19 protein-coding genes are annotated in these 16246 nt (G+C 39.2%); 15 read left to right on the top strand and 4 right to left on the bottom strand.

Annotated features, from left to right (window positions below; all coding sequences use genetic code 11):
- Positions 1-24: 24 nt before the first annotated feature.
- The 4 genes from SG0102_RS07085 to SG0102_RS07100 all read left to right on the top strand — a co-directional run bounded on the left by SG0102_RS07085 (position 25) and on the right by SG0102_RS07100 (position 3706).
- Positions 25-1323 carry a D-alanyl-D-alanine carboxypeptidase family protein gene (locus SG0102_RS07085; RefSeq protein WP_125119298.1) on the top strand — a complete coding sequence of 433 codons (1299 nt, stop codon included), beginning with the start codon at positions 25-27 and terminating at the stop codon, positions 1321-1323.
- Positions 1324-1389: 66 nt separating this feature from the next.
- Positions 1390-1701, top strand: a complete 312-nt coding sequence (locus tag SG0102_RS07090; RefSeq protein ID WP_125119299.1) for a hypothetical protein — start codon at positions 1390-1392, stop codon at positions 1699-1701.
- A gap of 5 nt (positions 1702-1706) precedes the next feature.
- A complete protein-coding gene (locus SG0102_RS07095) occupies positions 1707-2252 on the top strand; it encodes a hypothetical protein (RefSeq protein ID WP_125119300.1) in 546 nt (181 codons plus the stop codon).
- A 143-nt stretch (positions 2253-2395) separates the two neighbouring features.
- Positions 2396-3706, top strand: coding sequence for an alpha-amylase family glycosyl hydrolase (locus SG0102_RS07100; protein WP_125119301.1), 1311 nt, complete (start codon positions 2396-2398; stop codon positions 3704-3706).
- 27 nt (positions 3707-3733) lie between these two features.
- Here the strand turns inward: SG0102_RS07100 and SG0102_RS07105 are convergent, their stop codons facing one another.
- Together SG0102_RS07105 and SG0102_RS07110 are read right to left on the bottom strand one after the other, a co-directional pair.
- Positions 3734-5320: an ABC1 kinase family protein gene (locus tag SG0102_RS07105; protein ID WP_125119302.1), complete on the bottom strand. Its 1587-nt coding sequence runs from the start codon at positions 5318-5320 to the stop codon at positions 3734-3736.
- Position 5321: 1 nt separating this feature from the next.
- On the bottom strand, positions 5322-5615 hold the full coding sequence (locus SG0102_RS07110; protein ID WP_125119303.1) for a hypothetical protein: 294 nt from the start codon (positions 5613-5615) through the stop codon (positions 5322-5324).
- A gap of 145 nt (positions 5616-5760) precedes the next feature.
- Between SG0102_RS07110 and SG0102_RS07115 the strand changes: the two genes are divergently transcribed.
- On the top strand, positions 5761-6249 hold the full coding sequence (locus tag SG0102_RS07115) for a hypothetical protein (RefSeq protein ID WP_125119304.1): 489 nt from the start codon (positions 5761-5763) through the stop codon (positions 6247-6249).
- 116 nt (positions 6250-6365) lie between these two features.
- On the opposite strand, the gene SG0102_RS07120 is transcribed toward SG0102_RS07115, so the two are convergent.
- Positions 6366-6560: a hypothetical protein gene (locus tag SG0102_RS07120; RefSeq protein ID WP_125119305.1), complete on the bottom strand. Its 195-nt coding sequence runs from the start codon at positions 6558-6560 to the stop codon at positions 6366-6368.
- A gap of 96 nt (positions 6561-6656) precedes the next feature.
- On the opposite strand from SG0102_RS07120, the gene SG0102_RS07125 reads away from it, so the two are divergent.
- From SG0102_RS07125 to SG0102_RS15675, 5 genes are all read left to right on the top strand, one after another.
- Complete coding sequence (locus SG0102_RS07125) at positions 6657-7310, top strand: Crp/Fnr family transcriptional regulator (RefSeq protein ID WP_125119306.1); 654 nt, start codon at positions 6657-6659, stop codon at positions 7308-7310.
- Between the two features lie 45 nt (positions 7311-7355).
- The gene (gene murI, locus SG0102_RS07130) at positions 7356-8123 is read left to right on the top strand and encodes a glutamate racemase (RefSeq protein ID WP_125119307.1); all 768 of its coding nucleotides are present in this window, start codon (positions 7356-7358) and stop codon (positions 8121-8123) included.
- 3 nt (positions 8124-8126) lie between these two features.
- Positions 8127-9044 carry a LysR family transcriptional regulator gene (locus SG0102_RS07135; protein WP_125119308.1) on the top strand — a complete coding sequence of 306 codons (918 nt, stop codon included), beginning with the start codon at positions 8127-8129 and terminating at the stop codon, positions 9042-9044.
- A 206-nt stretch (positions 9045-9250) separates the two neighbouring features.
- On the top strand, positions 9251-9904 hold the full coding sequence (locus SG0102_RS07140; protein ID WP_170162792.1) for an IS607 family transposase: 654 nt from the start codon (positions 9251-9253) through the stop codon (positions 9902-9904).
- Positions 9837-10583 (top strand): RNA-guided endonuclease InsQ/TnpB family protein, encoded by a 747-nt coding sequence (locus SG0102_RS15675; RefSeq protein WP_231999872.1) that lies wholly within the window; start codon positions 9837-9839, stop codon positions 10581-10583. The genes SG0102_RS07140 and SG0102_RS15675 overlap by 68 nt, the downstream gene beginning before the upstream one ends.
- A 176-nt stretch (positions 10584-10759) precedes the next feature.
- Here the strand turns inward: SG0102_RS15675 and SG0102_RS07150 are convergent, their stop codons facing one another.
- Entirely contained in the window at positions 10760-11944 is a 1185-nt protein-coding gene (locus SG0102_RS07150; protein WP_125119310.1) for an IS110 family RNA-guided transposase, read from the bottom strand.
- Between the two features lie 319 nt (positions 11945-12263).
- Between SG0102_RS07150 and SG0102_RS07155 the strand changes: the two genes are divergently transcribed.
- From SG0102_RS07155 to SG0102_RS07165, 5 genes are all read left to right on the top strand, one after another.
- Positions 12264-12680, top strand: coding sequence for an RNA-guided endonuclease InsQ/TnpB family protein (locus SG0102_RS07155; RefSeq protein WP_269461214.1), 417 nt, complete (start codon positions 12264-12266; stop codon positions 12678-12680).
- Between the two features lie 291 nt (positions 12681-12971).
- Complete coding sequence (locus SG0102_RS15830; RefSeq protein ID WP_269461203.1) at positions 12972-13106, top strand: hypothetical protein; 135 nt, start codon at positions 12972-12974, stop codon at positions 13104-13106.
- Positions 13107-13611: 505 nt separating this feature from the next.
- Positions 13612-13737 (top strand): hypothetical protein, encoded by a 126-nt coding sequence (locus tag SG0102_RS15835; RefSeq protein ID WP_269461204.1) that lies wholly within the window; start codon positions 13612-13614, stop codon positions 13735-13737.
- 105 nt (positions 13738-13842) lie between these two features.
- A complete protein-coding gene (locus SG0102_RS07160; RefSeq protein WP_125119311.1) occupies positions 13843-15567 on the top strand; it encodes a CvpA family protein in 1725 nt (574 codons plus the stop codon).
- A gap of 111 nt (positions 15568-15678) precedes the next feature.
- A complete protein-coding gene (locus SG0102_RS07165) occupies positions 15679-16161 on the top strand; it encodes a CarD family transcriptional regulator (protein WP_125119312.1) in 483 nt (160 codons plus the stop codon).
- The last annotated feature ends 85 nt before the right edge of the window (positions 16162-16246 follow it).

The following is a 16246-nucleotide window of genomic DNA, read 5'->3' on the forward strand; positions in this document are numbered from 1 at the left end:
CCTTTTCTCTTTTAGGAGATAGAAATGAAAAAAACTATATGTGCATTTGTTTTCTCTTTCTTCTTATGCCTCTCCTTACTTTCACCAGTGCAGGCGTCGGTAGATTCGGCCAAGCTTTATTCGAAGTATGCCTATGTGTATGATATTACCAGTGGTCAGACGTTAATGAATAAAAAGGCCAATGCTCGTATTTATCCGGCTTCAATGACCAAGATGATGACGGTTTACACCGCCATCCGCTTGATCACTAATCTTAATGCGAAAGTAAAAATTACCAATGCGGATATCAAGGATCAGTATGCCTTAGATGCTTCCAGTGCCTTTTTGAAAAATAAACAGGTGGTTACTTATAAAGATCTGCTTTATGGGGCGATGTATCCTTCTGGCGCGGATGCCTGCTGGGCCTTAGCCCGCAGCCTTTGCGGCAGCGAAGCAGCCTTCGTCAAAGAAATGAACAAAGATGCGAAACGGATCGGTATGAAAAATACCCATTTCAATACTTCGACCGGGTTACCTGATAAAACGCATTATACAACCTGCGTGGATATTGCGAAACTGATGGCTAAGGCTTATACGAATGCGACTTGGCGCTCAGTCTTTACGAGTAAAAATGCGTCCAATGCGTATTATCGTCCCAAAGGCGGGAACCAGTTATGGATGAGTACCTTAACGCGGATGCGCATTCATCAGCATATCGTGGCCAATCCGGCGATTATGGGTGCAAAAAGCGGTTATACCAAAGATGCAATGTACTGTTTAGGCTCTTTAGCCATGGTTCATGGTCACTTGATTGCGACCGTGACCGGAAAGGGTATTCCAACTGCCTTTGGCCCTAAAAAAGTCACCTTAGCCTGCGCGCTTGTCGATCACAATACGTTAATTAAGGATCTCGTGGATCACTATAAAAGCTTAACGCTTTATTCACGAGGACAAAAAGTGAAAACTTTTAAAATCCATTTTGGGGTCGTTGATACTTATACATATAAAATGTCAGAAAGCTATAAGATCTTAGTTGATTCCTCTTTTGATGAAAGCAGCTTAAAAACGACATTTACCGGTAAGTCAACCATTGAAGCGCCCTTAAAAAAAGGACAGAAACTAGGGATCTTAAGAGTCTCTGCCAAGGGCCAGACGTTAGCGAAAGCGACGATTTATTCTGGCAGTGAGGTGGCATTTTCGAAGCAGAAATACGCCATCTACATTGGCATTTATGTGATCTGTGGCTTAGCTGTTTTCTGGGTGGTTTTCAGAAATATCAGACGGCATATCTTAAAAAAGAAATATGCGAAGAGAAAAGCTCAGAGAAATCGTAAGAAAGCGTAAAAGACAAGGTGTTTTGATACCTTGTTTTTCTTTTGATCTATATTATAATGAAAACGGTGAAAAATAATGAATAAAATATTAGAAAAGAAAATCAAACAGTCCATTAACAACCAATTAACTTTTGATGGCGAAGCTGCTTTTGAGATCTTACTTTATGATTTAGATTTACTTTCCCGTCAGGATTTGCAACGCTGGCAAAAAGGGGAGATTCCTTATCTGGCGAAAAAATGTCGCTGCAGTGAGCGCCATTTAGCCGAGCTGTTAAAGTATTTCCGTAACTACTGTAATCAAAGCGGCCTGATTCCAGGTCCTTTTGTAGAGCTTGCTTATACGAAAAGCGGGGATCAAAAATATGGTCAGCGCTATTTAAGGAGATGAGTTGCTTGAAAGATTTATTACATGGCAATATCTTATTAATCATCTGCGTTGCTTTTTATTTACTGTGGTGGATATTAGCCTTTATGCCTCATCACAAATTGCCTCCATTATTAACCGCGCCGATTATTTGTTTTGCGGGGGCCATTGGCCTAGTTGGGGGCTATATTGAGCTCAAGGCGATGTCTTCACTGACTTTATCAAGATCACTGATTGGCGGATTACCATTAATAGGCATTGGCGTGATCGTTTATTTAACGCTCATGTTAGTGAGTGGTTTTGTCTTGAAAAGACCGATTACAACCGAACTCATTCTCATTGTCGGCTGGTGTGTTTTACAAATCAATTATCTCAATGTCCTTTATGGCCTTAATCATATTTCTTATACCTTAACCCTCTTGATGATGCTTTTGATCATTGTGATCGGCATTCTTTCTTTAGCGGCTTATTTGTATTACTATCAGTTATCGGATCTGAAGAGTTATATTGATGGGATGATCCCATTAATCTTGATCGGCATAACAATGATTGCCACAAGTTTCATAACTATTTAAAAGGGAAATTAAAATCCCTTTTTAAATTACTAAAAACACAAAAATATCTTTCAATAGTAAAAATAAAGCTAAATAATTAATGTTTTTAACTTGTGAAAATAAGAAGATTTGATATAATGAGGGTAACTGAAGGAGGTTATCTTATGTGGTATAACGATACAGTATTTTATCAGATGTACACATTAAATATGGTAGGGGCGAATACCAAAGAAAATGATGGTATTGTCCATGAACACCGGATTTTAAAAGTGCTTGACTGGATTGATTATTTAAAACAATTAGGGATTGGCGGGATTTACTTCAATCCGCTGTTTTCAAGTGATACCCATGGCTATGATACCCGAGATTATCAGCGCTTAGATGAACGTTTAGGGACTAATGAAGATTTCATTAAAGTGGTTAAAACGCTTCATCATCATCACATTCGCGTGGTTGTCGATGGGGTTTTCAATCATGTCGGCCGAGGCTTCTTTGCTTTTCAGGATGTCATCTTAAATCGTGAAAGAAGCCGTTATAAAGATTGGTTCCGCATTGATTTCAATGGCAACTCTGATTATGATGATGGCTTCTGGTATGAAGGCTGGGAAGGCCATTATGAACTTGTAAAATTGAATCTGGATAACGAAGAAGTGCAGAAATACATTATGGATAGTATTCGTTTCTGGATTGAACATTTTAATATCGATGGCATTCGTCTTGATGTTTCCTACTTACTGCCAAGATGGTTTATGGCGAAAATCTCTGACTTTGCCCGCTCCTTAAAGCCTGATTTTTTTATGTTAGGAGAAGTCTTAGGGGATAATGCCGGCTTTATGTTCACCGAAGGACATTTAAATGCGATCACTGATTATCCCGGCTATAAAGGGATCTGGTCCTCACTCAACTCCCTGAATCTGTTTGAAATAGCCCATACTTTAAAACGTAATGTTCAGGAAATGTATAAGGATAAAACATTATGGACCTTTGTCGATAACCATGATGTTTCACGTATTGCCTCAACTTTAACTGATTCAAAAAAGATTAAGATTGCCTACGGATTAATGCTGGCCCTGCCAGGGATTCCATGTCTCTACTATGGCTCAGAGTGGGGCCTTGAAGGCAAGAAAGTACCTGGTCAAAGCGATGATGTCCTGCGTCCGGCGTTAGATGCCCCAAGTCCTAATGATTTAACCAGACTCATCAAACATATGATTGCAGCCCGTAATGAGCATCCAGTCTTGCGTAAAGGCGCTTTTAAAACCTTGATCTTAACCAATCGTCAGTGGGTTTTTGAACGAGAAAATGAAGACGAACGGATTATTGTGGCAATCAATATTGATGATCAGCCTTATACCGCACACTTTAATGCCCGCTGCGGCCTCGCTGATGATTTAATTACCGGTAAAGTCCATGACTTTGGCGGCGGCTCAGAATTATTACCTTGCTCAATTGCTTACTGGCTTTGTGAACGCTAATGAAAAAGTCTCGCATTTGCGAGACTTTTATACATGTTTGGTTAAATCTAAGAGTAAGCGGACTAATAACACCGTACCTACCAAATACTCCACCCAGGAAATAAAGGGCATGCCATAAAGCATTTTCGGTATTTCGCTGATTGTCATCAGCGAGCCGCTTAAATATAAGACACCAATAATAATCGCTAAAGTTAAGTTGTGATTATTACGTCTTTGTTCACGTAAGGTCTTCATGTCCGGATCCTGTGAAACATGCAGGGTCAGATGGCCATTTTTCAATTGCTTGAGCACATCAGCGCTCATTGAAGGAATGGCAGCTCCTTTGCGGACGTTGGTATAGAGGACCTGGGCCCATTGCATCATTTGCGTTTTAAGATCTAATTCGCTTTGGATCTTATGTCGCATATGATTAGCGAGGATTTCTAACAGGTTCACGTGATCACTGACTTTCCCTAAAGTCCCTTCCATGGTAATCATCGAACGGGCCAATAAGGTGAGATCCGCAGGGACCTGAATTTTATTCGTCTTAATAATCGTCAGACAGCCTTCAATCAGGGGTCCTAAATTGAAATCAGAGAAGTTGGTTTCCTTATATTTTTCGACAATCATATCAAGCTGATGAATCAGCTGGGTCTGATTGATTTCCTGTTCTGGCTTGACCAGTAAAAGGAAAGCTTCCTCCAAATCATAAATATCATCATCCACGACCGCATACACCGCTTTGGAAATAATGCGCTGCGTATCAGCGGTTAAGGTGCCCATCATGCCAAAATCAATCCAGGCAATCTTACCTTGAAAAACATGGATATTGCCAGGGTGAGGATCCGCATGAAAGAAGCCATCATCAAGGATCTGCTTGACATAGTTTTCCGCGGCTTTGGTCGCAATTTCATCCATATCGTAGCCTTCTTCAGTTAAAAACTGCTTCTGATCAATCTGATAACCGCCTAAATTGGTCATCACTAACATTTTTCTGGTTGTAAACTGATGGAAGACGATCGGACACATGATATATTTGATGTCTTTGTTGAAGGATGTAAACTTATCAATATTTTCCGCTTCTTTAATGAAGTCCATTTCTAGCTGTGAAGTGCGCCAAAGTTCATCGACGACTCCCTTGAAATCCAAGAGGTTACCGGTCTGCCCGGCGATTTTTAACATGCCGCAGGCCCGTCTTAATAATTTAATATCCGCCTCCATAATCTCATAGATATGAGGACGCTGGATTTTAATGACCACTTCTTCGCCGGTGACTAAGGTTGCTTCATGGACCTGGGCAATCGAAGCGCTGCCGAGCGGTTTCTCGTTGATGGATGCGAAGACATCTTTGAGCGGCATCCCGAGCTCTTCTTCAATGGACGCTTTGACCGTCGTAAAATCCATTGGGCTGACATCCGTCCGAAGCTTTTCTAATTCCTTCGTGTAGCTGCTTGGCAGCATGTCGCTGCGCATGGACATAATTTGTCCAAACTTCACATACGTAGGACCGAGATCCTCTAAGATCTCGCGGAGTTTGACGGGGGTCAGCCCACGGATGATATGATGTTTTTGTAAGATTGATAAAATCTCGCTCAGACGTCTTGAAGAATGGGTTTCTTTTGCGTCTTTTGCCATACTACTGATCGACGTCAGCCTTGTCAGCTTCTTCGTCCTGATCCATTTCTTTCAGTTTTGCACGTAAAGCATCACGCTGTTCTTTTGACATTTTGTCAACGCGTTTAAGCATGCTTTCGCTGACCTTGTCAGTGGCTTTACTCTTGAGCTCTTCATTGAGCACCTTGCCCTGATCGATGGTGATTTCACCTTTCTTCACTAAATCATCGACGATTTCTCTGCTTTTTTCAGCGGTTGTGGCTGCAGCCCCAATCCCCATTAAAAGTAAGTTTTTCGTTAATTCGCCAAATTGCATAAGAATGCCTCCTTTCAACTATCTTTATTCTATCATATTTTATCTTTTTTGTAACCGATCTCGCATCTTCTCAATATTTTAATTTGATTAGATATCGACATAGTGGGAAAACTAGGTTAGAATAAAAAGGAAAGAAGGGGAAACGATGTATATTCCAGTCATGAAAGAACTCAATGCGGATGATTTTTGTGAAATGTTTTTACTTGGCCGTGATGTCCGGGCTATTGAAGCGATGGAAGCGTCGCATTCGCTTTTTAAAACGCGCTATGTTTCGGCTTACCGCAAACGAATCGATGATGTCTTTAGCGATCATGGATTGCTTTTACCAAGACATTACACAAAAGAAGATGTCTTTAATATATTAAGTAAGTATGATGAAAGTGCCCGCAATATTGCTTATGCTGGCTATTTTGCCTATGGGATGATCCATGACTTACAAAAAGATAATGATATGATCGCTTTAGAAAAGAAATGGAATGAGATTCTCGCTAAGGCTTATGAAGAGAGTCCAGACTATGGCAAAATGGTATTTCAAGATGTGCGCACCTGCTTTACCAAAGATGAAGGGGTTGATAACATCTTTAAAGCGTATATGAAAAAATCCTATCAGGATACCTATAATAAAAGTATTTAAGGACCACTTGGGGTCCTTATTTTTTGGTATTGGATGATGCCACAATGCTTCCATGAGAAGGGAAATTAAAATAAGCTGGAGAATAATGGCGGGAATGCTGGTGATAAAACTGGCGGTCATAAAGATCTGAAAATATAAATGGTTGTTAAGCTCTGCGGCCGAAGTCGGGCGAAGAGTAAACCGATGATAAGGCCATAGGTCGCCATTTCGAAAGCCATATGGGGAATACCCATCGTTATGCCTGGCAGGATCATACCAATCCCTAATAGTAAAGCTGTATAAACAAGCATTTGAAGATGTTTATGATTCATAGAGACCTCCTTTCCTTTATTGTAAACAATGTTTTTTTTCATAAGCAATAGCATTGACAAAGCTCCTTAATGGTTTAGACTAATAGCGGTGATATTATGGAAATGGAATTTTATCGAAATTTACCCTTATTCAAAGAAATGGGGGCCCCTGAATTACGGGATGTGTTAGCACATCTGCAGGTGGAAAAAAGACATTATTTAAAAGGCGAGACAATCTTTCATCAGGGTGAATGCATTCATCAGATTGGTTTGGTTGTTGAGGGCATTGTTAAAGGTGTCAACTATGATCTGATGGGTCATGCCAATGTCATCGCCCGGATGGAGCGCGGTGATTTCTTTGGGGAATCTTATGCGCTGATTGGGCATGTTCCGATGGTTGTATCGATCGAAGTGTTAAAAGACTGTGAGATTCACTTCTTTGATGTGCAGGCGATTTTAGCGTTGAATAATGAAAAGCTCAATCGTCATCTCATCAACATTCTTGCAACGAAAAATATTTATTTAACACGTAAGTTAAATGCGATTACACCTAAAAGCATCCGTGATCGTTTGCTTTCTTACTTATCGGATCAGCAGGCCATTCATGGCAGTGATGTCTTTGATATTCCTTTTAATCGTCAGGAACTCGCGGATTATCTCCTTGTTGATCGGTCTTCATTATCCCATGAGTTATCGCTCATGCAGCAGGAAGGCCTTATTCGCTTTAAGAAGAATCATTTTGCGATCCTGAAGCAAGGTGAGAGTGATTGATTTTTAAGTCTATTTATCCTAAAATAAGACGCAGGAGGCAAGAACATGTTATTAAGAAATAAGAATGTGAAAGAATATATTGGTGTCTTTGACAGCGGTGCTGGCGGAGTCACCGTGTTAAAGGAATGCACAAAGTTATTACCGGAAGAAAACTTTTATTATTATGGTGACAGCAAGCATGCTCCTTATGGTGAAAAAAGTGTGAAAGAAGTACAGGATCGTACGCTGGAAGCGATGAATCAGATGGTGAATCATGGTGTTAAAGCCATTGTCATTGCCTGCAATACGGCCACTAGTGCAGCGGTTAATATTGTCCGTAACGTCTATCCGCAGATTCCAGTTATCGGTGTTGAACCAGCGTTAAAACCAGCCGCTAGTGCGCATCAGAAAGTTTTAGTGATGGCGACAAGAAATACGTTATCTTTAGATAAGTTTCATGAATTAGCTAAGCAGTATGGAAATGCGGAAGTGATTCCTTGCGCCTGTGATCATTTAGCGCAGACGATTGAAGAAGGTCATCTCAATGATGAGGTTTTAGATCATTTGTTACATCAGCTGCTTGATCAGTATGTTGGCAAATGTGACAGCGTTGTTTTAGGCTGTACCCATTATCCAATCGTTAAAGAGAAAATTGTATCAATCTTAGGCGGCGTTCCTTGTTACGACGGGGGTGAAGGCACGGCACGCCAGTTAAAGCGTAAATTAGAAGAACATGATCTTTTCAATACAACAGACGTGAAAGGTGATGTCATTTTTGAATCATCATCACCAGAGGCTGAGGCATTATATCAGAAGATTTATAACGCATTATAATTTATGACCTTACAACAGTTAAAATACGTTCTTCAGGTGGCTAAAGACGGGAGTATTAATGAAGCTGCCAAGAACCTCTTCATCTCTCAGCCGAGCTTATCAAATTCTATTAAAGATATTGAAGCCGAATTGCAGATCTCGTTATTTCACCGAACCAATAAAGGGATCACGATTACCAATGAAGGGGAAGCTTTCCTTGGCTATGCCCGCGCTGTCGTAGAGCAGTATGCGTTACTGGAAGAGCGTTATCTTGATAAACGTAATACCCAGATCAGTTTTTCCATCTCTACTCAGCATTATTCTTTTGCGATCAATGCCTTTGTAGAACTCTTAAAAGAAGTGGATTATGATGCCTACAATTTCTCTATTGAGGAAACCAAAACCAATGAAATTATTGAAAATGTGAAAAATATGAAAAGTGAAATCGGGATTCTCTATATGAATGATTTCAACCATGATGTTATTTCTAAAATCTTGAACGAATCTAATTTGACTTTCCATTCACTTTTTGTGGCAAAACCACATGTCTTCATGTCGACCACGCATCCATTAGCATCGAAAAGTGTCTTAACCCTTGAAGAATTAGATGATTATCCTTATTTATCTTATCTCCAGGGAGATACCAATTCTTTCTATTTTATGGAAGAGATTCAGTCGACTTATCCCCATAAAAAATCCATTAAGGTGAGTGACCGTGGAACCTTATTTAACTTAATGATCGGTCTTAATGGCTATACTATTTCAACCGGGATTATTTTCAATGAATTGAATCCGGAAGTCATTGCCATTCCATTAGCAATTGATGACTATATTGAAGTCGGTTATATCATTCATAAGAAATCCTTTATCACGCCTCTAGCAACACGCTATTTAGAGCTCCTTAAAGAATCTTGTGAATCATCTATTATCAGGGAATCCTAATTCCCTGTTTTTATTTTGACCGTTGGGCACCAAAAATGACCGTTCGCACCCAAACTATTGCATTTGCATGAGGATTACCTACAATGAAGGTAGAAGAAAGAGAAAAGCAATAAAAAGGAGGACATATTAAGTAACTTATATCATTGACATTAGTGGTTAAATGTGTTTAAATGTGCTCATGGAGGCATATGATGAATACATCAAATATCACGAATTACAAACCAAAAGATTTTGCTGAATTATTAGGTGTTTCTGTAAAAACATTACAGCGTTGGGACAGGGAAGGAATTTTAAAAGCAAATCGCACTCCAACTAATAGACGTTATTATACTTACGACCAATATTTGCAATTCAAAGGCATAAATACTGAAAACGATCATCGCCAAATTGTTATTTATGCCAGAGTGTCTACAAGAAATCAAAAAGATGATTTAAAGAACCAAGTCACATTTTTACGACAGTTTTGTAATGCAAAAGGTATCATTGTTGACAAATGCATTGAAGAATACGGAAGCGGTCTTAATTACAACCGCAAAAAGTGGAATCAAATATTAGATGAAGTAACGGAACGAAAAATTAAAACGATCATAGTCACGCACAAAGATAGATTTATCAGATTTGGTTATGACTGGTTTGAAAAATTCTGTATGAAGTTTAATACAACCATAGTGATCGTTAATAATGAAGATCTATCGCCGCAGGAAGAACTTGTGCAGGATATTATTTCAATACTCCATGTATTCTCTTGCAGGCTGTACGGATTTCGTAAGTACAAAAAGCAAATAGAAAGGGATGAGGAAATTGCTAAAGAGCTTCAGGACAGAAATTTATCCAACACCAGAGCAGAAAGTCAAGATTAACAAAATTATTGGTACCTGCAGATATATCTATAATTTCTACCTTAGTCATAATAAAGCTTTGCACGATCAAGGTGAAGCGTTTATGAGTGGCAAGGCGTTTAGTGTCTGGCTTAACAATGAGTATATACCTGGCAATCCAGACAAAGCATGGATTAAGGAAGTCTATTCTAAAGCTGTTAAGAAATCTATTGAAGATGGGTGTCTTGCTTTTACGAGATTTTTTAAACATCAAAGCGGTTTTCCAAAATTTAAGAAAAAAGGAAAATCTGATGTAAAGATGTACTTCGTAAAGAATAATTCCAAAGACTGCATTTGTGAAAGACATCGTATTAAGATTCCTGCTCTTGGGTGGGTAAGATTAAAAGAAAAAGGCTATATACCAACGACTAAAGATGGATGGAAAATCAAAAGTGGTACAGTATCTATGAAGGCGGACAGATATTACGTGTCAGTTGTTGTAGAGATTCCTGACACGAAGCCTTTTTGTGACAGCGGCGAAGGTATTGGAATAGACTTAGGATTAAAGGATTTCGCTATTGTCTCAAATGGCAAGACTTACAAAAACATCAATAAATCTGCAAAATTAAAGAAACTTGAGAAACAGCTGCGCAGAGCGCAAAGATGTCTCTCTCGTAAATATGAAAATCTAAAGAAAGCTAACTATATAAAAATCAAGTAGTTTTATGAAAAAGTTTGAAAATTTTATTTGATTTCAGTTAGTATACAAATAGTATATAGAACCTTGAAAAATGAATAGTATGCGAGATTATTCACAAATCTGTGATGCAAATCTCCTATAGCTTTTTGCGAAGTTTTCAAAAAGATATGTAAAAAACATCAAAGAAGCTGAAGCGTCTACTTCAGCTTGTCTGGATCAAAGCCTTCGCCAGTCGCAAGAATGTGGAAGATGATCCTGAGAAGCTTTCTTACGCAGTGGCCCTGTGCACACCTATGGCTCTTTCCTTCGCTGATCTTCTTGTCATAGTAGTCCTTGAAGACCTTATTATTGTTAATGACAGGCGTTATTATCTGATAGAGTATCTTTCTCAGATACTTGTTGCCTTTCTTGGATATTGAGCAGTGCTTAGCGTCAAACTGGCTTGATTCGTAGTGCTTTGGAGCTACTCCTGCAAATTTTGTAAGCTTTGCTGCCGAATTGAAGTTGCCAATGCAGCGTATTTCAGCTAGAATGGTGGTACAGGAAAGGTGTGAAATTCCTGGAATGGTTAACATAGGAGAGTTTGTTTCTTTTGACAGCTCTTCTATTTTTTTATCCACTTTTTCAAGCTGCTCTGCTACCACAGTGTACTGATCAAGTCGGGCCTCAAGGGCGTATTCCTCGCCTTTATTTGCCTGTGCAACCGAATTTCTTGCTAGTGCCTGGAGGTCCTCAGCAGTAAAGCTAACGCCTCTTCCTCGGCCGTTATGCTTCATTGCTTCCTTGATATCGCTAATGTCAGCTTCGGCAATGTTAGCGGCTGATTTAAAGGTCATAAGGATCTTCATATAGGTTTTGCCATAATGGCCGCCAAATAAGCTGTTGTATTCGGGAAACAGGATGTCCAGCGACTTCTGTATTTTATTGCCTATTGGACACAGCTGTTCCGTAAGATCTGCGTGCAGACGCGTAAGACTTTTCTGCTCGTCCATGGAAAAGAAGGTCATATCAACCTTTCGGTAAAGCTTCTTTCTTGCTGGATATGCTAGAATATCTGCAATCTGCATTGAATCCTGCTGATCATTTTTTGTGATGTTTCCGGTTAACTTTCTTTCTGCATCTGTCTTTGAAGGGTTAATGAGATACGTTCTGTATCCTTCTTTAAGAAGATGATGGAGAAGATTGAAGTGATAGTGTCCGGTATCTTCCATGCCGACTCTCAGATTTTTTTCTGAATACGGTTCTAGAATTTTGTCGAGCTTCTTGAATCCTTCAAAGTTGTTGGTGAAGGATGTCGGCTTGACTAGCGGAACGCCTGTATCCTGATCAATGACTGAGATGACATGGGAATTCTTTCCAATGTCAATTCCTGATGTAATCATAGTTAAGTTCCTTTCGATTATAGATTTTGTGACTGTGTTGAACCCACAGGGCTTAATCTGCAAATCCTGGTTCGAAATGCGAGTTCAAAGACTCATCTAACTGATGGTTGCTGGTGAATAAGTCTGCGGTATGATACTTTCTTAAGTAGTCAAAGCTACAGGGAGGGATATAAATCCACATACACATTCACTTTTTCAAACATATACTATTTCTAAACAGTAATCAACTACGTATATAAAGTTGATAGAAAGGAAATGTATATTCCTATTAGCTAGATGAGCTAATTAGAATATACCAGGAGAGTCTACTCAAAAAAATATACAAAAACAGAGGCTTAAAGTACAGAAACTTTATCAAAGGATAGACAATATCCGTACTGATTACATGAACAAGACAATCGCTGAGATCGTGAAAACCAAGCCATCTTATATAACGATTGAAGACTTAAATGTAAAAGGAATGATGAAGAATCGTCATCTTTCAAAAGCCGTTGCATCGCAGAAATTTTATGAGTTCAGAACTAAACTGAAAAATAAATGTGATGAAAATGGTATTGAATTAAGAGTTGTAGACAGATGGTATCCATCATCAAAATTATGTCACTGCTGTGGTGCTATTAAGAAAGATTTAAAACTTTCAGATAGAATTTACAGATGTAATTGTGGATACATAGCAGACAGAGACTATAATGCGAGTCTTAATTTAAGAGATGCAAAAACTTACAAAATTGCATAAACAAGCAAATGTAAGTATGTACCGATGGCTTAGTCGGGAATTTACGACTGTGGAGTGTACAAGAACTTGTGAGTAGTATGTCACTTGTGACTACAAAAGCATACACGAAGAAGCAGTAAGTAATGTTCGTGAGAACTTACATATCTCGATGTGTTTGAGTATATTTAAACACATTTTGAGTAGCAGGAGATTCCCATGAGCACATAAATACAGCTCCCACGTTTTAATGGGTGATTACAGAAAGAAAGGATAGGCTCAATATAAGTGGGATTAATGGAGCAGGTATGCATTATGAAAAAGAAAGTTATTATGTGCATCATTGCGGCAATGCTTGTAGCACTGGCAGGAACGATTGCCTATAAAGCTGGCTATACAACTGATAAATGTTCTGAATTTTTGCAATCAGTGGATGCCAGATCCGCATAATATAAAGCTACTCTGCTGCGTACCGGAAGCTGAATGCACCTCTCAGTGAAGTTAAGCATCTGCCATGGACGCATTGCGCAGCGGAGGCGCTTATTGACAGAAGACTCCTGTCTGTCGTCTTCGGATGGTGGAGCAGCGGCGCAGGCCTGCCTGTACATTTCTGAAGCGTGAATGACCGCATGGACTGAAGCGCGGCAGAATGTTAAGTCGGGAGCCGGTGTCAGAGGCAAAGGGGCGCCAAAGTGACCTCGCATGGCGGTCCGCCTGAGTAGCCTTCGGGTGAAAAGGAAAAGAGGCCTCGTTCAAACGTGCATTAGCACGTTTGGGCGAGGTAGTTCACTATCAAGGTGTGATCGATGTTCATATGGGTGAATACTATACCGCTTATTACAGTCCATCAATGAATTTGGGATTGTTTTACTTTACGCAAACTTAGTGAAATATTATTTGTATGTTCATATGAAATTAACATTGTCAGTGGTATAATAGGCATGGAGGTAAGAGAATGGAACAAGAAGCTAATAAAACAGAAGTCCAAAATGAAACGCCTGCCAAAGATATAGAACTATTAACCGACAAGGAAGTTTGGGAGTTCGTTGCAAAACTGCAAAGATGGCACGTAGAGGCGTAACGCTCTTACAATTGTATATTTCATTTGGTACGCAGGGGAACCTGCGTATTTGTTTTCATAGCGATAGATGTGATACAATAACCAGGAAAAGTGAAGGTGAAGAAAATGGATCCAAAGAAAAATGATGAAATTCTTGATGCTGAACCCGTTACCTCAAAGGAAACAGATCGAGAATATCGTAAACGTATGAAAAAGCAAGCAAAAGAAGCTAAAAAAGCTTATAAGCAGCAACATTATAAAGAAAAAAGTGTCATTAAGGAAACGTTTCTGGCAATCCTGATCACAGCGGTGATCTTTGTGATTTCTGAATATTTTACCTTAACGCCGATTAATATTCGCTCAAAAGCATTCTTGATCACATTACCGTGCTTTTTAGTGATTTACATGCTGCTAAGATTAATCTTTCTGCATCGCTTCAGCAAGTCTTATATCATTTTAGTCATTGTTGGGGCAATGTCTGTCGGCATGTATTATACTGGTGATTATTTTTCCTCAAAATTCTTTTTTGCGAAGGAATATGCTAATCAGATTTCAATGAAAAAGGCCAGTGATCGGGATTTCTATAAGGATATGACCAATGTCACGGAAGATTCTGTTCCGGTCGTTGATAAAGCTTCTGCTATTAAATTAGGGGATAAGAATATGGGGACAATCCCTGATTATGTCTCGCAGTTTGATGTCGATGAAACATATAATCAGATCAACTATAAAGGCCGCGCGGTGCGGGTGACAATGTTAAAATATGGCAATGCGATCAAATGGTTCTCTAATCATTTTGATGGGCTGCCAGCTTATATCAAAGTCGATATGATTACTCAGGATACCAAAGTGGTTAAACTGAAGAAACCTATTCGTTATTCAAAATCCGACAAACTCTTTAGAAATATCAATCGCTATATCCGTATGCGTTATCCTTTCTTCATGTTTGATGATCCCTCATTTGAATTAGATGAATCAGGAACTCCATACTGGGTGGCCCCGGTTTATGATTATAAGATCGGTCTGTTTGGCGGAAAGGACATTATTGGTGCGATTACTGTCAATGCGCAAAACGGCAAAGCCAAATACTATCGTCAGAAGAAAGTGCCAGCCTGGGTAGATCGTGTTTTTCCGGCTTCCTTATTAATGAAACAGTTAAAAAATACCGGGAAGTATTCTCATGGCTACCTCAATACCCTCTTTAGTCAAAAGGGCGTCTTAAAACCAACCAGCGGCTATAACTATTTAGCTATTGGTAAGGATATATGGCTTTATACCGGCTTAACGAGTGTCTCTGGTGATTCTTCCAATGTTGGTTTTGCCTTGATCAATACCCGGACCAAGGAAACGAAATATTATCCAATTGCGGGAGCAACGGAGTCAAGTGCGATGAAGTCGGCCGCTGGGAAAGTTCAGGAGCAGCATTATACGCCAACCTTCCCAACATTATTAAATGTCTTGAATGTGCCAACTTATTTCTTGTCCTTAAAAGATGATGAAGGCTTAGTCAAGAAGTATGCCTTTGTCTCAGTTGAACATTATGAAATTGTCGGTATCGGTGATACCGTTAAAAGCGCCCAGGAAAGTTATCTGAAACAGATGAAAGATTCTGGTCATCTCAAAGATAATGTGGCGAAAGCAACGGTGAGTGGTGAAGTGAAAGGTATTAAAGAAGTTGTTGTCAATGGCAATACAACTTATTATATTACCCTTAAAAAGCATAAGAAGTCTTATATTGCCCCGATTACTTTAAATGATCAGCTGCCAACCCTTAAAAAAGGTGATAAGATTACTTTAACTTATGAAAAATCAAAAGAAACAGCAGTTAATGTTTTAGACATTACGCTATAAATGATCCCGATCGTGATGATCGGGATTTTTGCATCTGATCATAGAACTACCATTTTGCAACTTTTTGCGGTATAATATAGAGAAGGTTTGACAAGAAAGGAAGCGTATAACATGTTAGAACCTGGGAGTTATATTGTTTATAAACAGCAGGTATGTAAAGTGAAGGGAATTATTGAAAAGTACTATCATGATAAGGATTATTATTATTTAGTACCATTAACGAATGAAAAATTAAAGATCATGCTGCCAGTGGATCAGGTTGGGCAGACCCGTGCCCTCATGAGTAAAGATCAGGCTTATGATCTGGTTGATCATATCGGCAGTATTGCGCCGTTAGAAATCCATGCCCGTAATATGAAAGAAAGCTATCAGGCGTTATTTGAATCTGATGATCCTGAAAATCTTGTCAAGATTATTAAAACGACCTATATGCGTACCCAGGATCGTATTGCCCTCAATAAGAAAGTCACAGCAAGTGATGAAACCTATTTTGAAAAGGCAGAAAACTATCTCTTTAGTGAACTAAGCGTTGTCTTGGATATGGATTTTGAAGAGGTCCGTGACCTCTTTCGTAAAAAAGCCACCAAGAAATAAGGTCCCAAACTTTCACACGTTTGCTACACATTGAGTTTACAATCCAAAGATAGAATATGGGTGTAGAAAGAAAAGAAAGGATTGA

Origin of the sequence: Intestinibaculum porci (assembly GCF_003925875.1) — a bacterium.
In the GTDB taxonomy this organism is placed as follows: Bacteria; Bacillota_I; Bacilli_A; order Erysipelotrichales; family Coprobacillaceae; genus Intestinibaculum; species Intestinibaculum porci.

What these genes read in the sequence shown, in the direction of transcription:
- SG0102_RS07085 (WP_125119298.1), top strand. Translation starts at nt 25, where the DNA reads ATGAAAAAAACTATATGTGCATTTGTTTTCTCTTTCTTCTTATGCCTC.
- SG0102_RS07090 (WP_125119299.1), top strand. Translation starts at nt 1,390, where the DNA reads ATGAATAAAATATTAGAAAAGAAAATCAAACAGTCCATTAACAACCAA.
- SG0102_RS07100 (WP_125119301.1), top strand. Translation starts at nt 2,396, where the DNA reads ATGTGGTATAACGATACAGTATTTTATCAGATGTACACATTAAATATG.
- SG0102_RS07105 (WP_125119302.1), bottom strand. Translation starts at nt 5,320, where the DNA reads ATGGCAAAAGACGCAAAAGAAACCCATTCTTCAAGACGTCTGAGCGAG.
- SG0102_RS07110 (WP_125119303.1), bottom strand. Translation starts at nt 5,615, where the DNA reads ATGCAATTTGGCGAATTAACGAAAAACTTACTTTTAATGGGGATTGGG.
- SG0102_RS07115 (WP_125119304.1), top strand. Translation starts at nt 5,761, where the DNA reads ATGTATATTCCAGTCATGAAAGAACTCAATGCGGATGATTTTTGTGAA.
- SG0102_RS07120 (WP_125119305.1), bottom strand. Translation starts at nt 6,560, where the DNA reads ATGAATCATAAACATCTTCAAATGCTTGTTTATACAGCTTTACTATTA.
- SG0102_RS07125 (WP_125119306.1), top strand. Translation starts at nt 6,657, where the DNA reads ATGGAAATGGAATTTTATCGAAATTTACCCTTATTCAAAGAAATGGGG.
- murI (WP_125119307.1), top strand. Translation starts at nt 7,356, where the DNA reads ATGTTATTAAGAAATAAGAATGTGAAAGAATATATTGGTGTCTTTGAC.
- SG0102_RS07135 (WP_125119308.1), top strand. Translation starts at nt 8,127, where the DNA reads ATGACCTTACAACAGTTAAAATACGTTCTTCAGGTGGCTAAAGACGGG.
- SG0102_RS15675 (WP_231999872.1), top strand. Translation starts at nt 9,837, where the DNA reads ATGAGGAAATTGCTAAAGAGCTTCAGGACAGAAATTTATCCAACACCA.
- SG0102_RS07150 (WP_125119310.1), bottom strand. Translation starts at nt 11,944, where the DNA reads ATGATTACATCAGGAATTGACATTGGAAAGAATTCCCATGTCATCTCA.
- SG0102_RS15830 (WP_269461203.1), top strand. Translation starts at nt 12,972, where the DNA reads ATGAAAAAGAAAGTTATTATGTGCATCATTGCGGCAATGCTTGTAGCA.
- SG0102_RS15835 (WP_269461204.1), top strand. Translation starts at nt 13,612, where the DNA reads ATGGAACAAGAAGCTAATAAAACAGAAGTCCAAAATGAAACGCCTGCC.
- SG0102_RS07160 (WP_125119311.1), top strand. Translation starts at nt 13,843, where the DNA reads ATGGATCCAAAGAAAAATGATGAAATTCTTGATGCTGAACCCGTTACC.
- SG0102_RS07165 (WP_125119312.1), top strand. Translation starts at nt 15,679, where the DNA reads ATGTTAGAACCTGGGAGTTATATTGTTTATAAACAGCAGGTATGTAAA.